10 protein-coding genes are annotated in these 25,948 nt (G+C 62.5%); 6 read left to right on the top strand and 4 right to left on the bottom strand.

Going from position 1 to position 25,948, the window contains the following annotated elements; genetic code table 11:
* Nucleotides 1-268 precede the first annotated feature (268 nt).
* The 4 genes from asd to leuC all read right to left on the bottom strand — a co-directional run bounded on the left by asd (nucleotide 269) and on the right by leuC (nucleotide 4,820).
* Complete coding sequence (asd, locus tag P8T11_RS00655) at nucleotides 269-1,399, bottom strand: aspartate-semialdehyde dehydrogenase (RefSeq protein ID WP_268078792.1); 1,131 nt, start codon at nucleotides 1,397-1,399, stop codon at nucleotides 269-271.
* Between the two features lie 234 nt (nucleotides 1,400-1,633).
* Nucleotides 1,634-2,710, bottom strand: a complete 1,077-nt coding sequence (leuB, locus tag P8T11_RS00650; RefSeq protein ID WP_268078793.1) for a 3-isopropylmalate dehydrogenase — start codon at nucleotides 2,708-2,710, stop codon at nucleotides 1,634-1,636.
* A gap of 29 nt (nucleotides 2,711-2,739) precedes the next feature.
* The gene (gene leuD / locus P8T11_RS00645) at nucleotides 2,740-3,390 is read right to left on the bottom strand and encodes a 3-isopropylmalate dehydratase small subunit (protein WP_050448627.1); all 651 of its coding nucleotides are present in this window, start codon (nucleotides 3,388-3,390) and stop codon (nucleotides 2,740-2,742) included.
* A gap of 26 nt (nucleotides 3,391-3,416) precedes the next feature.
* A complete protein-coding gene (leuC, locus tag P8T11_RS00640) occupies nucleotides 3,417-4,820 on the bottom strand; it encodes a 3-isopropylmalate dehydratase large subunit (protein WP_268078794.1) in 1,404 nt (467 codons plus the stop codon).
* A 526-nt stretch (nucleotides 4,821-5,346) separates the two neighbouring features.
* On the opposite strand from leuC, the gene P8T11_RS00635 reads away from it, so the two are divergent.
* The 6 genes from P8T11_RS00635 (at nucleotide 5,347) to P8T11_RS00610 (ending at nucleotide 25,855) form a co-directional block, all read left to right on the top strand.
* Nucleotides 5,347-6,861, top strand: a complete 1,515-nt coding sequence (locus P8T11_RS00635) for a TolC family outer membrane protein (RefSeq protein WP_326494507.1) — start codon at nucleotides 5,347-5,349, stop codon at nucleotides 6,859-6,861.
* A gap of 25 nt (nucleotides 6,862-6,886) precedes the next feature.
* Nucleotides 6,887-7,099, top strand: a complete 213-nt coding sequence (locus tag P8T11_RS00630; protein WP_169274367.1) for a hypothetical protein — start codon at nucleotides 6,887-6,889, stop codon at nucleotides 7,097-7,099.
* Nucleotides 7,083-9,248, top strand: coding sequence for a type I secretion system permease/ATPase (locus tag P8T11_RS00625; RefSeq protein ID WP_418910258.1), 2,166 nt, complete (start codon nucleotides 7,083-7,085; stop codon nucleotides 9,246-9,248). The genes P8T11_RS00630 and P8T11_RS00625 overlap by 17 nt, the downstream gene beginning before the upstream one ends.
* Nucleotides 9,249-9,255: 7 nt before the next feature.
* The gene (locus tag P8T11_RS00620; RefSeq protein ID WP_268078797.1) at nucleotides 9,256-10,677 is read left to right on the top strand and encodes an HlyD family type I secretion periplasmic adaptor subunit; all 1,422 of its coding nucleotides are present in this window, start codon (nucleotides 9,256-9,258) and stop codon (nucleotides 10,675-10,677) included.
* Between the two features lie 19 nt (nucleotides 10,678-10,696).
* Complete coding sequence (locus tag P8T11_RS00615) at nucleotides 10,697-11,353, top strand: helix-turn-helix transcriptional regulator (protein WP_268078798.1); 657 nt, start codon at nucleotides 10,697-10,699, stop codon at nucleotides 11,351-11,353.
* 84 nt (nucleotides 11,354-11,437) lie between these two features.
* Complete coding sequence (locus tag P8T11_RS00610) at nucleotides 11,438-25,855, top strand: retention module-containing protein (RefSeq protein WP_277549530.1); 14,418 nt, start codon at nucleotides 11,438-11,440, stop codon at nucleotides 25,853-25,855.
* Nucleotides 25,856-25,948 lie beyond the last annotated feature (93 nt).

Here is a 25,948-nt window from a genome sequence, read left to right as displayed (position 1 = left end):
CTGGGTCATAAGCTGGAATTCCGTTCTTGTAGTCGAATTACGGGCTAGCGCTGGTCTCGCGGCAGATAGGCGGGAACAGGCCTCAATTCACGGGAAAAGTGTAATGGATGATGCCCATTTCACAAACCTGAAAGGCGCGTAGGCGTTGGCTCTCGGGCACATCCACCACACCCTCACTACGATTGCGCAAACATCAAGGGCACCCGAAGGTGCCCCTGCTTGTCCTGACGACCAAGCAGGCGCCTTTGCCAGGCGCCCGCGGCGGGTATCAAGCTTCAGCCAGCGCGATGCGCAGCATGCGGCGCAGCGGTTCGGCGGCGCCCCACAGCAGTTGATCGCCCACCGTGAAAGCCCCCAGGTACTGCGAGCCCATCGAGAGCTTGCGCAGACGGCCAACCGGGATATCCAGCGTGCCGGTGACGGCCACCGGGGTCAGTGCGGAAACGGTGGCTTCCTTGGTGTTGGGCACCACCTTGGCCCACTGCGTGCCTTGCGCGATCAACGCTTCGATCTCGTCCAGCGGCACATCGCGCTTGAGCTTGATGGTCAGCGCCTGGCTGTGGCAACGCATGGCGCCGATGCGCACGCACAAGCCGTCGATCGGCGTGGCGGGCGTACCGAAAGCAGCGCCGCGGCCCAGGATCTTGTTGGTTTCGACTTCGGCCTTCCACTCTTCCTTCGACATCCCGTCGCCCAGGTCCTTGTCGATCCAGGGAATCAGGTTGCCGCCGAGCGGCACGCCAAAGTGTTCGTGAGGCAGCGACGCATCTTTCTGCTTGGCCAGCACGCCACGGTCGATCTCCAGGATGGCCGACGCGGGGTCGTCCAGCAGGGGCTTGACCGCCTGATTGATCTCGCCGAACTGGGTCAGCAGTTCGCGCATGTGCTGCGCGCCACCGCCTGAAGCCGCCTGGTACGTCATGGAGCTCATCCATTCCACCAGGTCGTTGTTGAACAAGCCGGCCAGGCCCATCAACATGCAGCTGACCGTGCAGTTGCCGCCGATGAAGTTGCGCACGCCGCGCTTGAGCGCCGCGTCGATGACCGGACGGTTGACCGGATCCAGCACGATGATGGCGTCATCGGCCATGCGCAGGGTGCTGGCCGCATCGATCCAGATGCCGTTCCAGCCCGCGCCGCGCAGCTTCGGGTAGACCTCGGACGTGTAGTCGCCGCCTTGCGCCGTCACGATGATCGGCAGTTTTTTCAGAGCGTCAATGTCGTAGGCATTTTGCAAGGGGCCCGCGCCTTCAGCCCAAGTGGGCGCGGCGCCGCCAGCATTGCTGGTGGAAAAAAACACCGGTTCGATCAGTGCGAAGTCGTTTTCGTCGCGCATGCGTTGCATGAGCACCGAGCCGACCATTCCGCGCCAGCCGATAAGGCCTACTGCTTGATTCATTTCAATCGCTCTATAAAGGTGGAGACAAGGTCCAGGTGAAAAAGGCGTGCAATCCAACAATTTATCAGAATGCACGGAGGGATGTTGCGGTGCAGCTAGAAAAAAATGGGGACGAAATCATCGAAAACCCCTTTCGCGGCGCCGTCGCAACACGGCCAAAAAAAGGGCCGCTACGCAGGCGGCCTTTCAAAAACCGGGGCTCGCGCCGCAGGGGCGCTACCCCTTGCCAGCTATTCAGGCCAGGGCTTTCAGTACCGCGTCGCCCATGCCTGCCGTGCTGACTTTCGTCGTGCCCGGCTCGAAGATGTCGGCGGTGCGCAGGCCATCGGCCAGCACACGGCGCACGGCGGCTTCAATGCGGTCGGCTTGCGGAGCCAGGTTCAGCGAATAGCGCAACAGCATGGCGGCCGACAGGATCGTCGCCAGGGGGTTGGCAATGCCTTGGCCGGCGATGTCCGGCGCCGAACCGTGGCTGGGCTCGTACAGGCCCTGGCCGCCCGCATTCAGCGATGCCGACGGCAGCATGCCGATCGAACCCGTGAGCATGGCCGCTTCGTCCGACAGGATGTCGCCGAACAGGTTGCCGGTGACGATCACGTCAAACTGGCGCGGGTTGCGCACCAACTGCATCGCGGCGTTGTCGACATACATGTGCGACAGCTCGACGTCCGGGTACTCGCGCGCCACTTCGATGACGATGTCGCGCCAGAATTGCGAGGTTTCCAGGACGTTGGCCTTGTCCACGCTGCACAGCTTCTTGTTGCGTTTTTGGGCCGATTCGAAGCCGATGCGCGCAATGCGGCGCACTTCGGATTCCGCGTAGCGCATGGTGTCGTAGCCTTCGCGTTCGCCCGCGAATACGCCATCGGGCGACGAACGCACGCCGCGCGGCGAACCGAAATAGATGTCGCCGGTCAGTTCGCGGATGATCAGGATATCCAGGCCGGACACGATCTCGGGCTTCAGCGACGACGCACTGGCCAGCTCGGGATACAAGATGGCGGGACGCAGGTTGGCGAACAGGCCCAGCGCCTTGCGCAAGCCCAGAATGGCCTGTTCCGGGCGGAATTCGCGCGGCAGGCTGTCGTACTTCCAGTCGCCCACGGCGCCAAACAGCACGGCATGCGATTCCTTGGCCAGGTTCAGCGTGGCCGGCGGCAGCGGATGTTCGAACTGGTCGAACGCGGCGCCGCCCACGGGAGCTTGTTTGATGTCGAAGGAAACGTCCAGCGCCTTGAGCACGCGCACGGCCTGCTCGACGATTTCCGGTCCGATGCCGTCACCCGGCAAGACTGCGATGTTGTGGGTCATTTAAATGCGATCCTGTGGTCAGAATGGGTTCAGGCGATGGGACGGCTTTCCAGCCACGGGTGGCGGGCCAGGCGCTCGGCCTCGAAGGCACGGATCTTGTCGGAATGGCGAAGCGTCAGGCCAATATCGTCAAAGCCGTTCAGCAAGCAGTACTTGCGGAAAGGTTCGATGTCGAAACCCATGGCGCGGCCGTCCGCGGCAATCACCACCTGGCGGTCCAGGTCGATTTGCAGCTTGTAGTTCGGGAAGGCTTTGACTTCGTCGAACAGGCGGGCGACTTCCAATTCAGACAGCACGATCGGCAGCAGGCCGTTCTTGAAGCTGTTGTTGAAGAAGATGTCGGCATACGACGGCGCGATGATGGCGCGAAAACCGAACTGCGTCAGCGCCCAGGGCGCGTGCTCGCGGCTGGAGCCGCAGCCGAAATTCTTGCGCGCCAACAGGATGGACGCGCCCTGATAGCGCGGCTGGTTCAACACAAAGTCCGGATTCAGCGGACGCTTGCTGTTGTCCATGCCGGGCTCGCCGTGGTCCAGATAGCGCAGCTCGTCAAACAGGTTCGGGCCAAAACCCGTGCGCTGGATCGACTTGAGAAACTGCTTGGGGATGATGAGGTCCGTGTCGACGTTTTCGCGGTCGAGCGGAGCCACCAGGCCTTCGTGAGTGGTAAATGCTTGCATGATGTCGGTACTCGGTGCGTGATCGCTTAACGGAACGTGCGGACGTCGACGAAATGGCCGGCCACGGCGGCGGCGGCGGCCATGGCGGGGCTGACCAGGTGGGTACGCCCGCCCTGCCCTTGCCGGCCTTCGAAGTTACGGTTCGACGTGGAGGCACAGCGCTCGCCGGGTTCGAGGCGGTCGGCGTTCATGGCCAGGCACATCGAGCAGCCCGGTTCGCGCCATTCAAAACCGGCTTCGATGAAGATCTTGTCCAGGCCTTCGCGTTCGGCCTGCTGCTTGACCAGGCCGGAACCCGGCACAACCATCGCCTGGCGCACGTTGGACGCCACACGCTTGCCACGCGCCACGGCAGCCGCCGCGCGCAGGTCTTCAATACGCGAGTTGGTGCACGAACCGATGAACACGCGGTCAACGCGAATGTCGGTCAAGGGCGTGTTGGGCTTCAAGCCCATGTATTGCAAGGCGCGCTCCATGCCGCTGCGGCGCACGTCGTCTTTTTCGCGGTCGGGGTCCGGCACACGGGAATCCACCGGCAGCACCATTTCAGGCGAGGTGCCCCAGGTAACTTGCGGCTTGATGTCGCGTGCGTTCACTTCCACCACCGTGTCGAACTTGGCGCCGTCATCGGTGTGCAGGGTGCGCCAGTACTTGACCGCCTGGTCCCAGACCACGCCCGAGGGCGCGAAGGGGCGTCCACGGAAATACTCAACGGTCTTGTCGTCCACCGCGACCATGCCCGAACGCGCGCCGGCTTCGATGGCCATGTTGCACACCGTCATGCGCCCTTCCACGGACAGCGCGCGGATCGTGCTGCCGGCAAATTCAATGGCGTGGCCGGTGCCGCCCGCCGTGCCGATGATGCCGATGATGTGCAGGACCACGTCCTTGGCCGTACAGCCGAAGGGCAAGTCGCCGTCGACCTTGATCAGCATGCTCTTGGCTTTCTTCATAAGCAGCGTCTGGGTCGCCAGCACGTGCTCGACCTCGGACGTGCCAATCCCGAACGCCAAGGCGCCCAGCGCGCCGTGCGTGCTGGTATGCGAATCGCCACAGACGACAGTCATGCCAGGCAGCGTTGCGCCTTGCTCGGGTCCGATCACGTGCACGATGCCCTGGCGCAGGTCATTCATGCGGAATTCGGTAATGCCGTACTTATCGCAGTTCGCGTCCAGCGTATCCACTTGCAGGCGCGAGATGGGGTCGTCAATACCTTGGGCGCGATTCAGCGTCGGCACATTGTGGTCCGCCACTGCCAGATTGGCGCCCGTGCGCCACGGCTTGCGCCCGGCGATCGCCAGGCCTTCGAACGCCTGGGGGCTGGTGACTTCATGCACCAGGTGGCGATCGATATAGAGCAGACAGGTGCCGTCTGATTCCTGGTGGACGATGTGGGCGTCCCAGAGTTTGTCGTAAAGGGTTTGGGCCATGGATGCGCTCTGCAAATAGACAATCCGGCTTGAGCCTCACGCGGTTGAAAAGCAAATCGCTCCCGCGCCGGCCACTGCGGCATGGATGAATTATGCCCACGCCCCAAACCTAGTACAAGCGCACGATACATACTAGTACCACCACTACCATGATGTGCCGTTGCTCCGCCCTTCAGCTAGGCGCGGCCTCGTCCGTTTGGGTGAAACTGAAGTTAATCCACCACACAATAGATGTAAATAAAATGGATACACAATTATCAAGTCGATATAATCCCGTTTCACTCAGGACACACAGCTTTCGACATAATACGTAATAAACCGTATTAATAAAATCGAAGGAATAAACAGCCTGCGAAGTTCGTGCAAATTCAGTCAAATTAGGTGATGTTGCGCGACGATAAGTTATGGACCGTTCTTTGTTCGTGTTTATGGATTACCAAGACTTAACAAATCTTGACTAGTTCATTTTGACATTTGCATACAACATGGCGGCCATTCATTCCAACCTGACCCGCGAATAATCACTATGGCTTCGTTTTTGCTCAAACGCACGACTACGATTTTTGCCCTGGCCTTTGTTCCCGCTGCATTTGCCCAAACTTCCGCGCCTGTTGCCCCGGCCGCTGTGCCTTCCGCCAGTGCCCCCGCAGTGACGCTGAATCAGATTGTGGAGCAGACCCTGCTCAGCAATCCCGAAATTCAGGCCAAGTACCACGACTTCCAGGCGTCTTTGGAAGGCCAGTCGGTTGCTCGCGCGGCGTTCTTCCCGCAGATCAACGCACTGGGCTACGTGGGCAGGGAATATCGCAGCAACGTGCCCGACGTGGGTTCGCAGCGCTGGAGCCGTCCTGGCTACAACGTTGAACTGCGCCAATTGATTTTTGACGGCTTCCGCACCAGCAACGACGTCAAGCAGGCCGGTTTCGACAAGCTGGCGCGCTTCTATGACGTGCTGGCCACCAGCGACAGCACGGCGTTTGCAGCGGTGCAGGCCTACATCGACCTGCAACGCTACCGCGACATGGAACTGTTGGCGCGCCAGAATTATTCGCTGCACGAAGAAACGCTGAAGCAAATCAGCGAGCGGACGGAATCGGGCGTTGGCCGCCGGGTCGACCTGGAACAGGCGGGTGGTCGCTTGTCCCTGGCTCAGACAAACCTGATGACCGAGACCGCAAATTTGCTGGACGTGCAACAGCGCTTCCAGCGCGTGACCGGCGCCTTCCCGCCTGAAGCCATGCAACCGCCGCCCGACGTCGCCGCCAAGCTGCCCGTCAAGCCGGGAAATTTCAATGACTCGCTGCGCCGCAACCCCAGCTTCCTGTCCAAGCAGGCCGGGCTGCAGGCCGCGCAAGCGGGCGTCGCGTCGTCCAAGGGCGCTTTTTCGCCCAAGTTTGAATTCGTGGCGTCCTCGGGCCGTGACCAGAATGACCCCACGCCCGAAAACCGCGACATCCAAAGCTCCAGTGTGCAGGTCGTGATGAGCTACAACCTGTACCGCGGCGGTGCTGACTCGGCTCGCGTGCGCCAGACGGCCGCGCAGTCCTACGCCGCGCGCGACATCCGCGACTACACCTGCCGCAACGTGCAGCAAGATCTGGCCGTGGCCTGGAACAACATCACCAGCCTGAGCGAGAAGCTGCCGTTCCTGCGTGACCACGAAGTGGCCACCACCAAGGTACGTGATGCGTATCGCCAACAGTTCCAGATTGGCCAGCGTTCGCTGCTGGACTTGCTGGACACGGAAAACGAGCTGTTTGAGTCACGCCGCGCATTGACCAACGGCTTGTATGACCTCAAGCTTGCGCAGTATCGCTGGCTGGCGCTGTCGCACACGTTGCTGCCCGCCCTGGCGCTGCAACCCGCGCGCAACGAGATGCCCGAGGAAAACGGCAAGCTGGAGGTAACCGACGAAGTGATCAAGCTTTGCAATTCGACGGTTCCCGACTCTGCCCGCCTGGCTCCGGTGCGCGTTCAATACAACGAAGGCACGCTGCCGCCCACGCTCGTGCCGCTGAACGCTCCCAACGCCAAACCGTAATGGCGGCAGGACGCAAGGAGGCCATATGACGCCCCAGGGCAACGAATTTTCGCAGTTGGACGCGGACTTTGTCCGCGTTCTGGAAGACTTGATCGACGCCTTGATCGCCAATGGCACCTTGCGCATGACGGACCTGCCTGTTCAGGCACAGCAAAAGCTTTCACAGCGCAAGCAGCAACGCGCGCGCCTCTCGGAACACCTCGACCTCCTGGATGACGAAGATGGACAAGTTATCTGAATCGGCGGCTCGGGAATGGCGCACCGACGCTCGCGCGGCGCACGATGACCCGCTGCTGGACTGCCTGGTTGAAATCACACGCCTGCATGGCGTGACGGCCACAGCCCAGGCCTTGTCTTCCGGCCTGCCGTTGGAAGAACACCGCCTGACCCCTGCCCTGCTTCCGCGCGCCGCGGCGCGCGCGCAACTTTCCGCCCGCGTGGTCAAGCGCACGCTGGACAGCATTTCCCAAGACCTCTTGCCTGCCATCCTGCTGCTGCAAGGCGAGCGCGCCTGCCTGCTGCTGAAGAAAGAAGGCGGCAAGTACCTGGTCAGCCACCCCGAGCTGGGCGGCAGCTCGGTCGAGATGACGCCCGAAGCCCTGGCCGCGCAATACACCGGCCTGGTGTGCTTTGTACGTCCGCAGTTTCGCTTCGACGCCCGCGCGCCCGAAGTCGCCAAAGTGCGCGAGCGCCATTGGTTCTGGGCCGCCATCATGGAGAACCGGCGCCTGTACCGCGACGCCCTGGTCGCCGCGCTGCTGATCAATATCTTCGCCATGGCCATGCCCTTGTTCACGATGAACGTGTACGACCGCGTGGTGCCCAACAACGCGGTTGAAACGCTGTGGGTGCTGGCTATCGGCATTACGCTGGTGGTCATTTTCAACATGGTCTTGTCGACGGCGCGCTCGCACGTCGTGGACAGCGCCAGCAAGCGGGTCGACGTGCGTCTGTCCGCGCAAATCATGGAACGCGTGCTGGACCTGCGCCTGGAGGGCCGCCCGGTGTCGGTGGGGTCTTTCGCGGCCAACCTGCGTTCGTTCGAGTCCATCCGCGACTTCATCGCATCCGCCACGATCACCACGCTGGTCGATCTGCCCTTCATCCTGCTGTTCCTGGCCGCGCTGGCCTGGATCTCACCCTGGATGATCCTGCCGCCGCTGGTCGCCATCGTCTTGATTCTGCTGGTGTCTTTTGCCGCGCAAGCCCGCATGGAGGCGCTGACCATGGCCAGCTTCCAGGCCAGTTCGCAGCGCAACGCGACGCTGGTGGAAGCGCTGACCGGCCTGGAGGCCGTGAAAACGCTGAACGCGCAGGGCTCCGTCCAGCGCAATTGGGAACGCTCCACCGAATTCATCGCGCAGACCAGCGGCAAGCTCAAGCTGATTTCGTCGTCCACGGTGGGCTTTGTGCAGGCCGTCCAGCAAATGGTGTCGATCGCCGTTGTGATCATCGGCGTCTACCAAGCGCAGGAATCCGCCATGTCCATGGGCGGCATCATCGCCGCATCCATGATCGCCAGCCGCTGCCTGGCGCCGCTGGGCCAGGTTGCCGGGCTGCTGATGCAGTACCAGAACGCGCGCACGTCGCTGGGTTCCATCGACAACTACATGAAGCTGCCGATCGAGCGCCCGGCCGAATCCGAGTTCCTGCATCGCCCCGTCTTTCACGGCGGCCTGGAATTCCGCGACGTGACCTTCGCCTATCCCGGCAGCACCCAGCCGGTGCTGAAAAAGGTGTCGTTCAAGCTCAAACCTGGCGAAAAGGTCGGCATCATCGGCCGCATCGGTTCTGGCAAGACCACGCTGGAAAAGCTGGCGCTGGCGTTGTATCAGCCCACCGAAGGCGCCGTGCTGCTGGACGGGGTGGACGTGCGCCAGATCGACCCGGCCGACGTGCGCCGCGCCATTGGCCACGTGCCACAAGATCCGACGCTGTTCTACGGCAGCCTGAAGCACAACCTGGCCATGGGCGCGCCCTATGCCGACGATGCCAGCATCCTGGCGGCCGCCAACCTGGCCGGCGTTACCGACTTTGCCAACCTGCACCCCAACGGGTTTGACATGGTGATCGGCGAACGCGGCGAATCGCTGTCGGGCGGCCAGCGCCAATCCGTGGCGGTGGCACGCGCGTTGATCAACGACCCGCCGATCCTGCTGCTGGACGAACCCAGCAGCAATATGGATCACCAGAGCGAAGCCCAATTGCGCAAGCGCCTTGGCGAAGCCAGCGCCACCAAGACCATTTTGCTGGTGACGCACCGCACCGCTCTGCTGGACCTGGTCGATCGCCTGATCGTGATCGACAACGGCCATATTGTGGCGGACGGTCCCAAGGAGCAGGTTGTCGAGGCACTGCGTCAAGGACGCGTTGGACGCGGGAGTTAAGGGCGCCATGCAGAAAAACCCAGGAGAGATCAAGCACGGCCTGTTGGGCGGCTTGTGGCGCAAGTTGCGCAACATCTTCGTATTCTTTTTTGATCGGCTGCTGGATGGCGCCGACAAAGGCAATCGGGAAAAGCGCTCTGACTATGTCGGCAACGCCGAATGGGTCATTCACGAATCGCAAGCCCGCAGTTCGCGCGTGCTGCTGTGGGTGGCGCTGCTGGCGACGTTCCTGCTGATCGTCTGGGCGGCCACCGGCAGCATCGACGAAGTGGTGCGGGGCGAAGGCAAGGTCGTGCCGTCGCGCCAAGTGCAGGTCATCCAGAGCCTGGACGGCGGCATCGTCGAGGAAATCCTGGTCCGCCCCGGCCAGGAGGTGCAAGCCGGCCAAACCCTGCTGAAGATAGATCCCACCCGTTTTGCGTCTTCGCTCGGCGAAAACAACGCCGAATATCTGTCGTTGCTGGCCAGGTCCGCCCGCCTGAAGGCGCTGGCCACCGGCGAACCGTTCGTTGCCCCGGAAGAGGTGCTCAAGCAAGCCCCCGGCCTGGTCGAAATGGAACGCAACGCCTACCTGGCTCGCAATACCGAGCTGAACGCCACCATCAACGTGGCGCGCGAACAGCTGAAGCAGCGCGAAGAAGACTTGCGCGAAACGATCGCCAAACGCGACCAGGCATCCACCAGTTGCAGTCTGACGTCGCGGGAACTGCAGGTGACGCGGCCGCTGCTCAAGAGCGGCGCCGTGTCTGAAGTGGACCTGCTGCGCTTGCAGCGCGATGTGGCGCGGTATTGCGGCGAACAGAAAGGCGCCGAAGCGCAGATCGACCGCTTCCAGGCATCCATCAAGGAAGCGCAAAGCAAGCTGGAGGAGTCCGAGCTCAATATCCGCAACCAGGCGCGCAGCGAACTCTCGGAAACCAACACCAAGCTGGCCACCCTGCGTCAGGGCAAGCTGGCATTGGCCGACCGCGTGAAGCTGGCGGAAGTCCGCGCGCCCCTGGCGGGCACCATCAAGACACTGTTCAACAACACAGTGGGCGGCGTGGTGCAGCCCGGCAAGGACATCATCGAAATCGTCCCCAAGGACGACACCTTGCTGCTGGAGGTCCGCATCCAGCCGCGTGACATCGGTTTCCTGCATGCCGACCAGAAGGCGGAAGTGAAATTCACCGCCTACGACTTCGCCATCTACGGCGGCCTGGAAGGCAAGATCGAACAGATCGGCGCCGATACCGTGACCGACGAGAAAGGCAATTCCTTCTACGTGGTGCGCGTCCGCACGGACCGCAGCACCGTGGGCGACAAGCTATTGCCCATCATCCCAGGGATGGTGGCAGAGGTTCATATCCTGACGGGTAAACGCACCGTGTTGCAGTACCTGCTCAAGCCGATTTTGCGTGCCAAGGCAAACGCCTTCACCGAACGTTAAAGGAGAGCTGGAAGGCTTTATGAAACCTGTTCCCGTCTTGTTGATTACGCACGACGACCTGCTCTGGCAACACTGGCGCGCGCTGGATTCCACGCGCTGGCTGGCTGCCCGTGGGCGCGGCCTGGCCGACTTGCAACGCTGGCGCGAGCAAGGCCGCACGCTGGCCGTGCTGGATACCGGCGTGCCGCGCCTGCCGTCCTGGCAGGACCCGTCCTGGGCGCCCGCCCTGGCCGGCCTGCATCTGGTCGTGGCCAGCCCCAGCCCCAACGACGAACAAGGCACGCAAGCGCTGGGCGCGGGCGCCCATGGCTATTGCCACAGCTATGCGCCCACTGCCGCCCTGTCGCAAGCGCTGGAAGTGGTTTCGTCCGGCGGGATCTGGATGGGCCGTTCATTAGTGGCGCGCCTACTGAAGCTGGTGACGGAACGCGCCCAGGACTCGCATTCCTGGGATGACGGCGTGTTGACCGAACGCGAGACCACCGTTGCCAGGTACGCCGCCAGCGGCCAGGCCAATGCGCAGATCGCCGAAGCGCTGGGCATTACCGAACGCACGGTAAAGGCCCATCTGTCCGCCGTTTTCGAGAAGCTGAATGTGTCAGACCGCCTTCAGCTCGCCCTGCTGGTCCACGGCATTTCGGCGCCGGCCGACACTCGCAGCAAAATACCCTCCTGAACCTGTCCTTGAGGACAATATCGCGCCGACGCGGCGCTCTTTAGTATCTGGCCATCTTGGATAACTCCCTGAAACGGAACCCACATGGCCAACTCTACTCCCGCAGTCGTCAACGAAATCTCTGGTCGCGCGTGGATACGCAATAGCGACGGCTCTCTGACCGAACTGCATCAAGGCAGCAAAGTCCCCGCCGGCAGCGACATCGTCACGGCTTCGGGCGCCACGGTTTCCCTTCAGGTTGAAAACGGCATGCCGATCGTGATCGGAGAAAGCCGTGAAGTTGCCGTGAATGGCGACATGGCGGGCCCGTTGGCCGATGCCAGCGAAGCCGCGGTGGCCCCGCCCACCGGCACCGATTCCGAACGCCTTCTGGCCGCCCTGCAAGCCGGCCGCGACCCGTTTGACGAACTGGACCCCACCGCCGCCATCGTGGCGGGCGGTGGTGATGCAGGCGGCAGCAGTTTTGTTCGCCTGGCCCGCATTCTGGAAACGACCTCGCCGCTGGATCTGGCCTATACCAACCCGGCCCGTGGCGACGACACCCTGGCCCGCGCGGCGGGTGCGGGCGCAACGGGCGATGATGGCGATGCGGCCGTTCCTGGCGCAACCAACACCGCGCCGTCGGCCTTGAACGACGCCAACACGGGTGACCAGAACGCCGTGCAGCGCGGCAACCTGCTCACCAACGACAGCGACCCCGACGGCGATCCCCTGGCGATCGTGTCGGTCAGCGGCCGCCCCATGACCTCGGACGGCATCACCGTTACCGGGTCCAACGGTGGCACGTTCACGGTTCTGCCCGACGGCAGCTACGTCTTTACGCCCGGCACGGGCTTCCAGAACCTGCCTGAAGGCCAAACCACCACCAGCACGATTTCCTATACGGTCACCGACCCCAGTGGCGCAACGTCCACCGCCACCGTCGAAGTGACGATCGTCGGCGTGAACGATGCCGCCGTGATCACGCCCGCCAATGCGGGTGACGATGCCGGCACGGTCAAGGAAGACACCACCTTCACCGCCAACGGCAAGCTCAACGTCACCGACGTGGACGACGGCGAGGCCCGCTTCGTCGTGCAATCCGGCCAGGCCGGCCAGCATGGCACGTTCTCAATCGACGCCAGCGGCGCGTGGGTCTACAACCTGAACAATAACGACGCCAGCGTGCAAGCGCTGGCCGTTGGCGAGACCCTGACCGAGACCTTCACCGTCACCACGGCGGACGGCACGGCCGGCACGGTCACCGTCACCATCCAGGGCACCAACGACGTCCCGACGCTAAGCGGCCAGGCCGCGGGCGCGGTCACCGAAGACACATCGCTTGTCGCCACTGGCAAGCTGGACGTGGCCGATGTCGACACGTCCGACACCCACAGCTGGACGATCAACAACAACGGCGCCGGCGAATACGGCGCGCTGTCCATTGCGGCGGACGGCACCTGGACGTACAACCTGACCAACGCCAACCCCGCCGTGCAAGCCCTGACCGCGGGCCAAACGTTGACCGAAACGTTCACGGTTACCGTCGACGATGGCAACGGCGGCGTGACCACGCAAGCCGTCACCATCACGATCAACGGCACCGACGACGGCGCGATCATCACCCCGGGCGTTCCTGGCGACGACAAGGGTGAAGTGGTCGAGGACGGCAAGCTGTCGGTCGCGGGCAAACTGGAAGTCACGGACCCCGACGCAGGCCAGGCCGTATTCCAGGCACAGACCAACGCGCCCACCACGCACGGCACGTTCTCGATCGATGCCGACGGCAAGTGGACCTATGACCTGAACAACGGCGACCCTGCAGTCCAAGGCCTGGGCGCCGGCAAGACACTGACCGAAACCATCACCGTCACCACCGCTGACGGCACCACTGGCGAGGTCGTGATCACCATCGTCGGCACCAACGACGTTCCCGTGCTGACCGGCAAGGCCGATGGCGCGGTCACCGAAGACGGCAGCCTGGTCGCGACCGGCAAACTGGACGTGGCCGACGTCGACACCACCGACACCCATACCTGGACGGTCAACAACGACGGCAAGGGAACCTACGGTTCGTTCTCCGTCGACGGCAATGGAAATTGGACCTTCAACCTGGACAACACCAACAAGGACGTCCAGGGCTTGAAGTCCGGAGAATCGATCACCGAGACGTTCACCGTCACCGTCGATGACGGCAATGGCGGCCAGGTTTCCAAGGAAGTGACCGTTACCATCGACGGCACGGATGATGGCGCGATCATCACGCCGGCAAACCCCGGGGACGATGCCGGCGCGGTCAAGGAAGACACGACTTACACGACTGGTGGCAAGCTGGACGTGACTGACCCGGATGCTGGCCAAGCCGCGTTTGACCCGATCACGAACAAGACCAGCGACCACGGCACGTTCTCCATCGATGCCGATGGCAACTGGACGTACAAGCTGAACAACGATGATCCCAAGGTGCAAGCCTTGGCGGTCGGCGAGACCTTGACGGAGAAGTTCACGGTTACCACCGTCGATGGCACGACCGCCGAGATCGTGGTCACCATTGACGGTACGAACGACGAGCCCAAACTGTCCGGCGAACTGACCGGCACGGTCACGGAAGACGGCATCAAGACCGCCAACGGTCAGTTGAACGTTGCTGACGTCGATGCAAGCGACACCCACACCTATTCCGTGGTCGGCGCTGCAACGGGCACCTACGGCTCGTTCGCTGTTGACGCCAACGGCAAGTGGACCTACACGCTGGACAACGACGCCGCCCAGGCCCTGAAGGATGGCGACGTCAAGACCGAGACATACACGGTTCAAGTCAGCGATGGCAACGGCGGATTCGACGAGCAGACCGTCACCGTCACCATCAACGGTGCCGACGACGGCGCTGTCGTCACCCCCTCCAAGCCTGGCGACGACGCTGGTTTGGTCAAGGAAGACACCACCGACACGACCGGCGGCAAGCTCGACGTGACTGATCCCGACGCTGGCCAAGCCGCGTTCGACCCGATCACGAACAAGACCAGCGACCACGGCACGTTCTCCATCGACGCCGATGGCAACTGGACCTACAAGCTGAACAACGACGATCCCAAGGTGCAAGCCCTGGCGGTCGGCGAGACGCTGACCGAGACGTTCACGGTTACGACCGTCGACGGCACGACCGCCGAGATCGTCGTCACCATTGACGGTACGAACGACGAGCCCAAACTGTCCGGCGAATTGACCGGCACGGTCACGGAAGATGGCGTCAAGACCGCCAACGGCCAGTTGAACGTTGCTGACGTTGACACCTCCGACACCCACTCCTACTCGGTTTTGGGTTCGGCCACCGGCACCTACGGCTCGTTCTCCGTTGACGCCAACGGCAAGTGGACCTACACGCTGGACAACGACGCCGCCCAGGCCCTGAAGGATGGCGACGTAAAGACCGAGACCTACACGGTTCAAGTCAGCGACGGCAACGGCGGGTTCGACACCAAGACCGTCACGGTCACCATCAACGGCGCTGACGACGGCGCCGTCGTGACCCCCTCCAAGCCGGGCGACGACGCTGGTTTGGTCAAGGAAGACTCCGTCTACACGACCGGCGGCAAGCTCGACGTGAGTGATCCCGACGCCGGCCAAGCCGCGTTCGACCCGATCACGAACAAAACCAGCGACCACGGCACGTTCTCCATCGATGCCGATGGCAACTGGACGTACAAGCTGAACAACGACGATCCCAAGGTTCAAGCCCTGGCGGTCGGCGAGACGCTGACCGAGACGTTCACGGTTACGACCGTCGACGGCACGACCGCCGAGATCGTGGTCACCATTGACGGTACGAACGACGAGCCCAAACTGTCCGGCGAACTGACCGGCACCGTCACGGAAGACGGCGTCAAGACCGCCAACGGCCAACTCTCGGTCTCGGATGTCGATGCAAGCGACACGCACACCTACTCCGTGGTCGGCGCTGCAACGGGCACTTATGGCTCGTTCGCGGTGGACGCCAACGGCAAGTGGACCTACACGCTGGACAACGACGCTGCCCAAGCCTTGAAGGATGGCGACGTCAAGACCGAGACCTACACGGTTCAAGTCAGCGACGGCAACGGCGGGTTCGACACCAAGACCGTCACGGTGACCATCAACGGCGCTGACGACGGCGCCACGGTCACTCCGGCTAATCCGGGCGACGACGCTGGCTCGGTCAAGGAAGACTCCGTCTACACGACCGGCGGCAAGCTCGACGTGACTGATCCCGACGCTGGCCAAGCCGCGTTCGACCCGATCACGAACAAGACCAGCGACCACGGCACGTTCTCCATCGACGCCGATGGCAACTGGACCTACAAGCTGAACAACGACGATCCCAAGGTTCAGGCCCTGGCGGTCGGCGAGACGCTGACCGAGAAGTTCACCGTCACGACCGTTGACGGCACGACCGCCGAGATCGTGGTCACCATTGACGGAACGAACGACGAGCCCGTCCTGTCCGGCGAATTGACCGGCACCGTCACGGAAGATGGCGTCAAGACGGCCAACGGTCAGTTGAACGTTGCTGACGTTGACACCTCCGACACCCACTCCTACTCGGTTCTGGGTTCGGCCACCGGTACGTATGGTTCCTTCGCCGTTGACACCAACGGCAAGTGGACCTACACGCTGGACAACGACGCCGCCCAGGCCCTGAAGGACGGCGATGTAAAGACCGAGACCTATACGGTTCAAGTCAGCGACGGCAACGGCGGATTCGACACCAAGACGGTCACCGTCACCATCAACGGTGCCGATGACGGCGCTGTCGTGACCCCGTCCAAGCCGGGCGACGATGCGGGTTTGGTCAAGGAAGACTCCGTCTCCACGACCGGCGGCAAGCTCGACGTGACTGATCCCGACGCTGGCCAAGCCGCGTTCGACCCGATCACGAACAAGACCAGCGACCACGGCACGTTCTCCATCGATGCCGATGGCAACTGGACGTACAAGCTGAACAACGACGACCCCAAGGTTCAGGCCCTGGCGGTCGGCGAGACGCTGACCGAGAAGTTCACCGTCACGACCGTTGACGGCACGACCGCCGAGATCGTGGTCACCATTGACGGAACGAACGACGAGCCCGTCCTGTCCGGCGAATTGACCGGCACCGTCACGGAAGATGGCGTCAAGACGGCCAACGGTCAGTTGAACGTTGCTGACGTTGACACCTCCGACACCCACTCCTACTCGGTTCTGGGTTCGGCCACCGGTACGTATGGTTCCTTCGCCGTTGACACCAACGGCAAGTGGACCTACACGCTGGACAACGACGCCGCCCAGGCCCTGAAGGACGGCGATGTAAAGACCGAGACCTATACGGTTCAAGTCAGCGACGGCAACGGCGGATTCGACACCAAGACGGTCACCGTCACCATCAACGGTGCCGATGACGGCGCTGTCGTGACCCCGTCCAAGCCGGGCGACGATGCTGGTTTGGTCAAGGAAGACACCACCGACACGACCGGCGGCAAGCTCGACGTGACTGATCCCGACGCCGGCCAAGCCGCGTTCGACCCGATCACGAACAAAACCAGCGACCACGGCACGTTCTCCATCGATGCCGATGGCAACTGGACCTACAAGCTGAACAACGACGATCCCAAGGTTCAGGCCCTGGCCGTCGGCGAGACCTTGACGGAGAAGTTCACCGTCACGACCGTTGACGGCACGACCGCCGAGATCGTGGTCACCATTGACGGTACGAACGACGAGCCCACACTGTCCGGCGAATTGACCGGTACCGTCACGGAAGATGGCGTCAAGACGGCCAATGGTCAGTTGAACGTTGCTGACGTTGACACCTCCGACACCCACACCTACTCGGTTCTGGGTTCGGCAACGGGTACGTATGGCTCCTTCGCCGTTGACGCCAACGGCAAGTGGACCTACACGCTGGACAACGACGCTGCCCAGGCGCTGAAGGATGGCGACGTCAAGACCGAGACCTATACGGTTCAGGTCAGCGACGGCAACGGCGGGTTCGACACAAAGACCGTCACGGTGACCATCAACGGCGCTGACGACGGCGCCACGGTCACTCCGGCTAATCCGGGCGACGATGCCGGCTCGGTCAAGGAAGACTCCGTCTACACGACCGGAGGCAAGCTGGACGTGACTGATCCCGACGCCGGCCAAGCCGCGTTTGACCCGATCACGAACAAGACCAGCGACCACGGCACGTTCTCCATCGATGCCGATGGCAACTGGACGTACAAGCTGAACAACGACGATCCCAAGGTTCAGGCCCTGGCGGTCGGCGAGACGCTGACCGAGACGTTCACCGTCACGACCGTTGACGGCACGACCGCCGAGATCGTGGTCACCATTGACGGTACGAACGACGAGCCCAAACTGTCCGGTGAATTGACTGGCACCGTCACGGAAGACGGCGTGAAGACGGCCAACGGTCAGTTGAACGTTGCTGACGTCGACACGAGCGACACCCACACCTACTCCGTGGTCGGCGCTGCAACGGGCACCTACGGCTCGTTCGCTGTTGACGCCAACGGCAAGTGGACGTACACGCTGGACAACGACGCTGCCCAGGCCTTGAAGGACGGCGATGTAAAGACCGAGACCTATACGGTTCAAGTCAGCGACGGCAACGGCGGGTTCGACACCAAGACCGTCACGGTGACCATCAACGGCGCTGACGACGGCGCCACGGTCACTCCGGCTAATCCGGGCGACGATGCCGGCTCGGTCAAGGAAGACTCCGTCTACACGACCGGAGGCAAGCTGGACGTGACTGATCCCGACGCTGGCCAAGCCGCGTTCGACCCGATCACGAACAAGACCAGCGACCACGGCACGTTCTCCATCGACGCCGATGGCAACTGGACCTACAAGCTGAACAACGACGATCCCAAGGTGCAAGCCCTGGCGGTCGGCGAGACGCTGACCGAGACGTTCACGGTTACGACGGTGGACGGCACGACCGCCGAGATCGTCGTCACCATTGACGGTACGAACGACGAGCCCAAACTGTCCGGCGAATTGACCGGCACGGTCACGGAAGATGGCGTCAAGACGGCCAACGGTCAGTTGAACGTTGCTGACGTTGACACCTCCGACACCCACTCCTACTCGGTTTTGGGTTCGGCCACCGGCACCTACGGCTCGTTCTCCGTTGACGCCAACGGCAAGTGGACCTACACGCTGGACAACGACGCCGCCCAGGCCCTGAAGGATGGCGACGTCAAGACCGAGACCTACACGGTTCAAGTCAGCGACGGCAACGGCGGGTTCGACACCAAGACCGTCACGGTCACCATCAACGGCGCTGACGACGGCGCCGTCGTGACCCCCTCCAAGCCGGGCGACGACGCTGGTTTGGTCAAGGAAGACTCCGTCTACACGACCGGCGGCAAGCTCGACGTGAGTGATCCCGACGCCGGCCAAGCCGCGTTCGACCCGATCACGAACAAAACCAGCGACCACGGCACGTTCTCCATCGATGCCGATGGCAACTGGACCTACAAGCTGAACAACGACGATCCCAAGGTGCAAGCCCTGGCGGTCGGCGAGACGCTGACCGAGACGTTCACGGTTACGACCGTTGACGGCACGACCGCCGAGATCGTCGTCACCATTGACGGTACGAACGACGAGCCCGTCCTGTCCGGCGAACTGACCGGCACCGTCACGGAAGACGGCATCAAGACCGCCAACGGCCAACTCTCTGTCTCGGATGTCGATGCCTCCGACACCCACACCTACTCCGTGGTCGGCGCTACGACCGGCACCTACGGCTCGTTCGCTGTTGACGCCAACGGCAAGTGGACCTACACGCTGGACAACGACGCCGCCCAGGCCCTGAAGGATGGCGACGTCAAGACCGAGACCTACACGGTTCAAGTCGCTGACGGCAACGGCGGGTTCGACACCAAGACCGTCACCGTCACGATCAACGGTGCCGACGACGGCGCTGTTGTCACCCCGTCCAAACCGGGCGACGACGCTGGTTTGGTCAAGGAAGACTCCGTCTACACGACCGGCGGCAAGCTCGACGTGACCGATCCGGATGCCGGCCAAGCCGCGTTCGATCCGATCACGAACAAAACCAGCGACCACGGCACGTTCTCCATCGATGCCGATGGCAACTGGACCTACAAGCTGAACAACGACGATCCCAAGGTGCAAGCCCTGGCGGTCGGCGAGACGCTGACCGAGACGTTCACGGTTACGACCGTTGACGGCACGACCGCCGAGATCGTCGTCACCATTGACGGTACGAACGACGAGCCCGTCCTGTCCGGCGAACTGACCGGCACCGTCACGGAAGACGGCATCAAGACCGCCAACGGCCAACTCTCTGTCTCGGATGTCGATGCCTCCGACACCCACACCTACTCCGTGGTCGGCGCTACGACCGGCACCTACGGCTCGTTCGCTGTTGACGCCAACGGCAAGTGGACCTACACGCTGGACAACGACGCCGCCCAGGCCCTGAAGGATGGCGACGTCAAGACCGAGACCTACACGGTTCAAGTCGCTGACGGCAACGGCGGATTCGACACCAAGACGGTCACCGTCACCATCAACGGTGCCGATGACGGCGCTGTCGTGACCCCGTCCAAGCCGGGCGACGACGCTGGTTTGGTCAAGGAAGACTCCGTCTACACGACCGGCGGCAAGCTCGACGTGAGTGATCCCGACGCCGGCCAAGCCGCGTTCGACCCGATCACGAACAAAACCAGCGACCACGGCACGTTCTCCATCGATGCCGATGGCAACTGGACCTACAAGCTGAACAACGACGATCCCAAGGTTCAGGCCCTGGCGGTCGGCGAGACCTTGACGGAGAAGTTCACCGTTACGACCGTTGACGGCACGACCGCCGAGATCGTGGTCACCATTGACGGTACGAACGACGAGCCCACACTGTCCGGCGAACTGACCGGCACCGTCACGGAAGACGGCGTCAAGACGGCCAACGGTCAGTTGAACGTTGCTGACGTTGACACCTCCGACACCCACTCCTACTCGGTTCTGGGTTCGGCCACCGGCACCTACGGCTCGTTCTCCGTTGACACCAACGGCAAGTGGACCTACACGCTGGACAACGATGCCGCCCAGGCGCTGAAGGATGGCGACGTCAAGACCGAGACCTACACGGTTCAAGTCGCTGACGGCAACGGCGGGTTCGACACCAAGACCGTCACCGTCACGATCAACGGTGCCGACGACGGTGCTGTCGTCACCCCGTCCAAGCCGGGCGACGACGCTGGTTTGGTCAAGGAAGACACGACTTACACGACTGGTGGCAAGCTGGACGTGACTGATCCGGATGCGAATGAGGCATCGTTCGACCCGATCACGAACAAGACCAGCGACCACGGCACGTTCTCCATCGATGCCGATGGCAACTGGACGTACAAGCTGAACAACGACGACCCCAAGGTTCAGGCCCTGGCGGTCGGCGAGACGCTGACCGAGACGTTCACCGTCACGACCGTTGACGGCACGACCGCCGAGATCGTCGTCACCATTGACGGTACGAACGACGAGCCCAAACTGTCCGGCGAATTGACCGGTACCGTCACGGAAGATGGCGTCAAGACCGCCAACGGCCAACTCTCGGTCTCGGATGTCGATAGTAGCGACACCCACTCCTACTCGGTTCTGGGTTCGGCCACTGGTACGTATGGTTCCTTCTCCGTTGACACCAACGGCAAGTGGACCTACACGCTGGACAACGACGCCGCCCAGGCGCTGAAGGATGGCGACGTCAAGACCGAGACCTACACGGTTCAAGTCGCTGACGGCAACGGCGGGTTCGACACCAAGACCGTCACCGTCACCATCAACGGCGCCGACGACGGCGCTGTCGTGACCCCATCCAAGCCGGACGACGACACCGGCTCGGTCAAGGAAGACTCCGTCTACACGACCGGCGGCAAGCTCGACGTGACTGATCCGGATGCGAATGAGGCATCGTTCGATCCGATCACGAACAAGACCAGCGACCACGGCACGTTCTCCATCGACGCCGATGGCAACTGGACCTACAAGCTGAACAATGACGATCCCAAGGTGCAAGCACTGGCCGTCGGCGAGACCTTGACGGAGAAGTTCACCGTCACGACCGTTGACGGCACGACCGCCGAGATCGTCGTCACCATTGACGGTACCAACGACGAGCCCAAACTGTCCGGCGAACTGACCGGCACCGTCACGGAAGACGGCGTCAAGACGGCCAACGGCCAACTCTCGGTGTCGGATGTCGACACGAGCGACACCCACTCCTACTCGGTTCTGGGTTCGGCCACCGGTACGTATGGTTCCTTCGCCGTTGACACCAACGGCAAGTGGACCTACACGCTGGACAACGATGCTGCCCAGGCGCTGAAGGATGGCGACGTCAAGACCGAGACCTACACGGTTCAAGTCGCTGACGGCAACGGCGGTTTCGATACCAAGACGATCACCGTCACCATCAACGGTGCTGACGACGGTGCGACGGTCACTCCGGCTAATCCGGGCGACGATGCCGGCTCGGTCAAGGAAGACACCGTCTACACGACCGGCGGCAAGCTCGACGTGACTGATCCGGATGCAGGCGAAGCCGCGTTCGACCCGATCACGAACAAGACCAGCGACCACGGCACGTTCTCCATCGATGCCGATGGCAACTGGACCTACAAGCTGAACAATGACGATCCCAAGGTGCAAGCCTTGGCCGTCGGCGAGACGCTGACCGAGAAGTTCACGGTTACGACCGTGGACGGCACGGAAGCCGAAATCGTCGTGACCATCAATGGTACGAACGACAAGCCCGTCCTGTCCGGCGAATTGACCGGTACCGTCACGGAAGATGGCGTCAAGACGGCCAATGGTCAGTTGAACGTTGCTGACGTTGACACCTCCGACATCCACTCCTACTCGGTTCTGGGTTCGGCAACGGGTACGTATGGCTCCTTCGCCGTTGACGCCAACGGCAAGTGGACCTACACGCTGGACAACGATGCTGCCCAAGCCTTGAAGGATGGCGACGTCAAGACCGAGACCTATACGGTTCAGGTCAGCGACGGCAACGGCGGGTTCGACACCAAGACCGTCACCGTCACCATCAACGGCGCTGACGACGGCGCTGTCGTCACCCCCTCCAAGCCCGGCGACGACGCCGGTTCAGTCAAGGAAGACTCCGTCTACACGACCGGCGGCAAGCTGGACGTGACCGATCCGGATGCGGGTGAGGCATCGTTTAACGCCATCACCGACAAGACGGGTGACCACGGTAAGTTCTCGATCGACGCGGCCGGAAACTGGGTTTATCACCTGAACAACGACGATCCCAAGGTCCAAGCCCTGGCAGTCGGCGAGACCCTCACCGAGAAGTTCACGGTTACCACCGTTGACGGCACGGAAGCCGAGATCGTTGTCACCATCAATGGCACCAACGACGCCCCGACCATCGCTGGCACCTCCACAGGCGCCGTGAAGGAAGACGGTACGCAAAGCGCCAGCGGCCAACTGACCAAGACCGACGTCGACACGACCGACACACACACCTGGTCCGTCAGCAACAACGGCGCGGGCGCCTACGGCACCTTTGCGGTGGACGCGAGCGGCAAATGGACCTACACGCTGAACAACGGCAGCGCCAATGTCCAGGGCTTGAAGGAAGGCCAACAGGTTACTGACACCATCACCGTGACCGTCAACGACGGGCATGGCGGCACGGCACAGATGCCGGTTACCGTCACCATCACCGGCACGAACGACGTCCCGGCCATCACGGGCCAGACTTCGGGCACGGTGACGGAAGACTACAAGCTGACCTCGACCGGCAAGCTGAACGTGGTGGACGCGGACGTGGGCCAGAGCGGCGTCATTGCGCAGACCAACGTGGTCGGCAAGTACGGCACGTTCTCGATCGACGCCAACGGCAACTGGACGTACACGCTCAACAACAGCCTGGCGGTGGTGCAGAACCTGCCCGCGGGCGCCTTGTTGTCGGAATCGTTCAATGTAGTGGCCGGCGACGGCACGACGGTGCAGCCGATCTCGGTGTCGATCGTGGGCACCAACGACGCCCCGGTCGCCGCGGACAACTCCGCCAATGTGGAGATCGGCGACAGCCACGTCTTCACGCTGTCCGAGTTCAACTTCAGCGACGGCGCCGAAGGCAACGCCCTGCAAAGCGTGATCATCTCGCGCCTGCCGACCGACGGCACCCTGACGCTCAACGGCAACCCCGTGGGGCTGAACACCGCCGTCTCGGCAGCGGACATCGCCGCGGGCAAGCTGGTCTTCACGCCGTCGGCCCATGGTCTGGATACCTCGATCGGGTTCCAGGTGCGCGATGCTGGGGGTACGGAGCACGGTGGCCAGAACACGTCGGGCACGTACAACTTCGCCTTGAACACGAACAACATGGTGACGGGCGAGAACGTCGGCAGCGGCACGGGCACGACGCCGCCGCTCAATGGCGGTTCGGGTGATGACATCATCCTGGGCGACAAGGGCGGCACGGTTGTGACCGTGGAGCCGGGCAAGAACTACAACATTGCCCTGGTCGTGGATACGTCGGGCAGCATGGCGTACAAGCTGGACGGATCGACCAACGGTTCGGGTCAGTCGCGCATTTCCTTGGTCAAGGAAGCGTTGACGAACCTTGCCAACCAATTGGTTGGTCACGACGGCATCGTCAACGTCACGCTGATCGGCTTTGAGAAGACGGCGGACACGCCTGTCACGCTGCAGAACCTGACGGCGTCGAACGTGAAGACGCTGCTGGACGCCATCGATGACTTGTCGGCGTCAGGCGGCACCAACTACGAAGCGGCGTTCAACAGCGCCGTGGCGTGGTTCAACGCCCAAACCTCCGCTGGCAAGTCGGCGGCTGCCGGTTACGAGAACGTCACGTTCTTCCTGACCGACGGTGATCCCACTTACTACATCAAGGACAACGGCAAGACTGGTGGCGACGGCAGCACCACGGATCAGACGACGGTGCAGGAATCCGTCGACGCCTTCGCACCGCTGTCCAATGTCAGCACCGTGCACGGCATCGGCGTCGGCAACGGCGTCAACGAAGACTACCTGCGCCTGTTCGACAACACGGGCAGCTCGGGCGGCTCGGTGATGACCTACGCCAGCTTCGGTAGCGGTTCTTCCACGACGACGCTGGCCGATTTTGAATCGGGTAGCGGGTGGAGCGACACCAGCGGATGGACCATCACGGGCACTGGCAACGGCAGCTCGGCGGGCAGGGTCAACAATACCGGCTGGTTCAGCAATGACTACTGGCGCATGGTCGACACGAATGGCGGCAGCAGCACCAACGCCATCACCCCGACGTTCAACTACACCGGCTTCGGCAAGATGAGCTTCGAGGTCGAAACGGCCAACTTCAGCAACGGCGACGTGTTCTCGTGGGCGTTGCAGATTCGAAAATCTGACGGCACCTGGATGACCGTTGACAAGGGCAGCCTGACCAGCGCGCAATCGGATTGGAAAACCATCACGACCAATACCTATGCGGGTGGCACCTACCGCTTCGTGTTCGATGTGGCTGACAACACCTCGGGCGGCGGCAATGCCACGGTGTACATCGACGACATCAAGCGCACGAACTACGACGCCAACAACGTCATCGCGGCCCCCGGCGGCGATGTGGACATCGTGATGAAGGGTGAAGACCTGGCCGCTGCCCTGCAAGGCGGCAGCTCCAGCACCGACCCGGCCGTGGTGGGCAACGACGTCATCAACGGCGGCGCCGGCAACGACATCATCTTTGGCGACACGATCAACACCGATCACCTCGCTTGGGGCAACGTCGCCGCCGGTTCGCACGATGGCCAAGGCCTGAAGGCGCTGCAGGACTTCCTGGCTTACCAGAATGGCCATGCGGCAACCACCGCGGAGGTCTATGACTACCTGAAGGCGAACCACGCGCAGTTCAACATTGCGGATGACCCGCGCGGCGGCAACGACACCGTCCACGGCGGCACGGGCGACGACATCATCTACGGCCAGGGCGGCAACGACACCCTGTACGGCGATGACGGCAATGACATCCTGTATGGCGGCGCGGGCAACGACACCCTGCATGGCGGTGCCGGCAACGACACGCTGGATGGCGGCGCGGGCAACGACACGCTGATTGGTGGCAAGGGCAACGACACGCTGTATGGCGGTTTGGGCAGCGACACCTTCAAGTGGGAGTTGAACGACCAGGGTACGGTCGGCGCCCCGACTGTCGACACCATCAAGGACTTCTCGGCTGACACCGTCGCCAATGGCGGCGACGTGCTGGACCTGAAGGATCTGCTGATCGGTGAAAAGGACGGCACGCTGACGCAGTACCTGAACATCCACAAGGACGGCAACAACACGGTCATCGACATCAACACCAAGGGCGATATCGCCCATGGCGTCGACCAGAAGATCGTGCTGGAAAACGTGGACCTGACGGGTAACGGCACGATGAGCAACCAGGCCATCATCAATGACCTGCTGCAGAAGGGAAAGCTGAACGTCGATCACAGCTAAGCGTCAAGCACCAAGGGGACGGCGGGCAACCGCCCTCCCCTTGGTGCCGCCATATTTTTTGCTGACACGTCTTTCATGAGCCGGAAAAATGTG

Origin of the sequence: Achromobacter spanius (assembly GCF_029637605.1) — a bacterium.
Lineage (GTDB): Bacteria > Pseudomonadota > Gammaproteobacteria > Burkholderiales > Burkholderiaceae_B > Achromobacter > Achromobacter spanius_E.
The sequence above is the reverse complement of the archived record's forward strand: the minus strand, read 5'-3'. Positions and strand labels throughout refer to the sequence as shown.

Coding starts and splice junctions, on each gene's coding strand:
- asd (WP_268078792.1), bottom strand. CDS start 1,399: ATGAATCAAGCAGTAGGCCTTATCGGCTGGCGCGGAATGGTCGGCTCG.
- P8T11_RS00615 (WP_268078798.1), top strand. CDS start 10,697: ATGAAACCTGTTCCCGTCTTGTTGATTACGCACGACGACCTGCTCTGG.
- leuC (WP_268078794.1), bottom strand. CDS start 4,820: ATGGCCCAAACCCTTTACGACAAACTCTGGGACGCCCACATCGTCCAC.
- P8T11_RS00625 (WP_418910258.1), top strand. CDS start 7,083: ATGGACAAGTTATCTGAATCGGCGGCTCGGGAATGGCGCACCGACGCT.
- P8T11_RS00620 (WP_268078797.1), top strand. CDS start 9,256: ATGCAGAAAAACCCAGGAGAGATCAAGCACGGCCTGTTGGGCGGCTTG.
- leuD (WP_050448627.1), bottom strand. CDS start 3,390: ATGCAAGCATTTACCACTCACGAAGGCCTGGTGGCTCCGCTCGACCGC.
- P8T11_RS00635 (WP_326494507.1), top strand. CDS start 5,347: ATGGCTTCGTTTTTGCTCAAACGCACGACTACGATTTTTGCCCTGGCC.
- P8T11_RS00610 (WP_277549530.1), top strand. CDS start 11,438: ATGGCCAACTCTACTCCCGCAGTCGTCAACGAAATCTCTGGTCGCGCG.
- P8T11_RS00630 (WP_169274367.1), top strand. CDS start 6,887: ATGACGCCCCAGGGCAACGAATTTTCGCAGTTGGACGCGGACTTTGTC.
- leuB (WP_268078793.1), bottom strand. CDS start 2,710: ATGACCCACAACATCGCAGTCTTGCCGGGTGACGGCATCGGACCGGAA.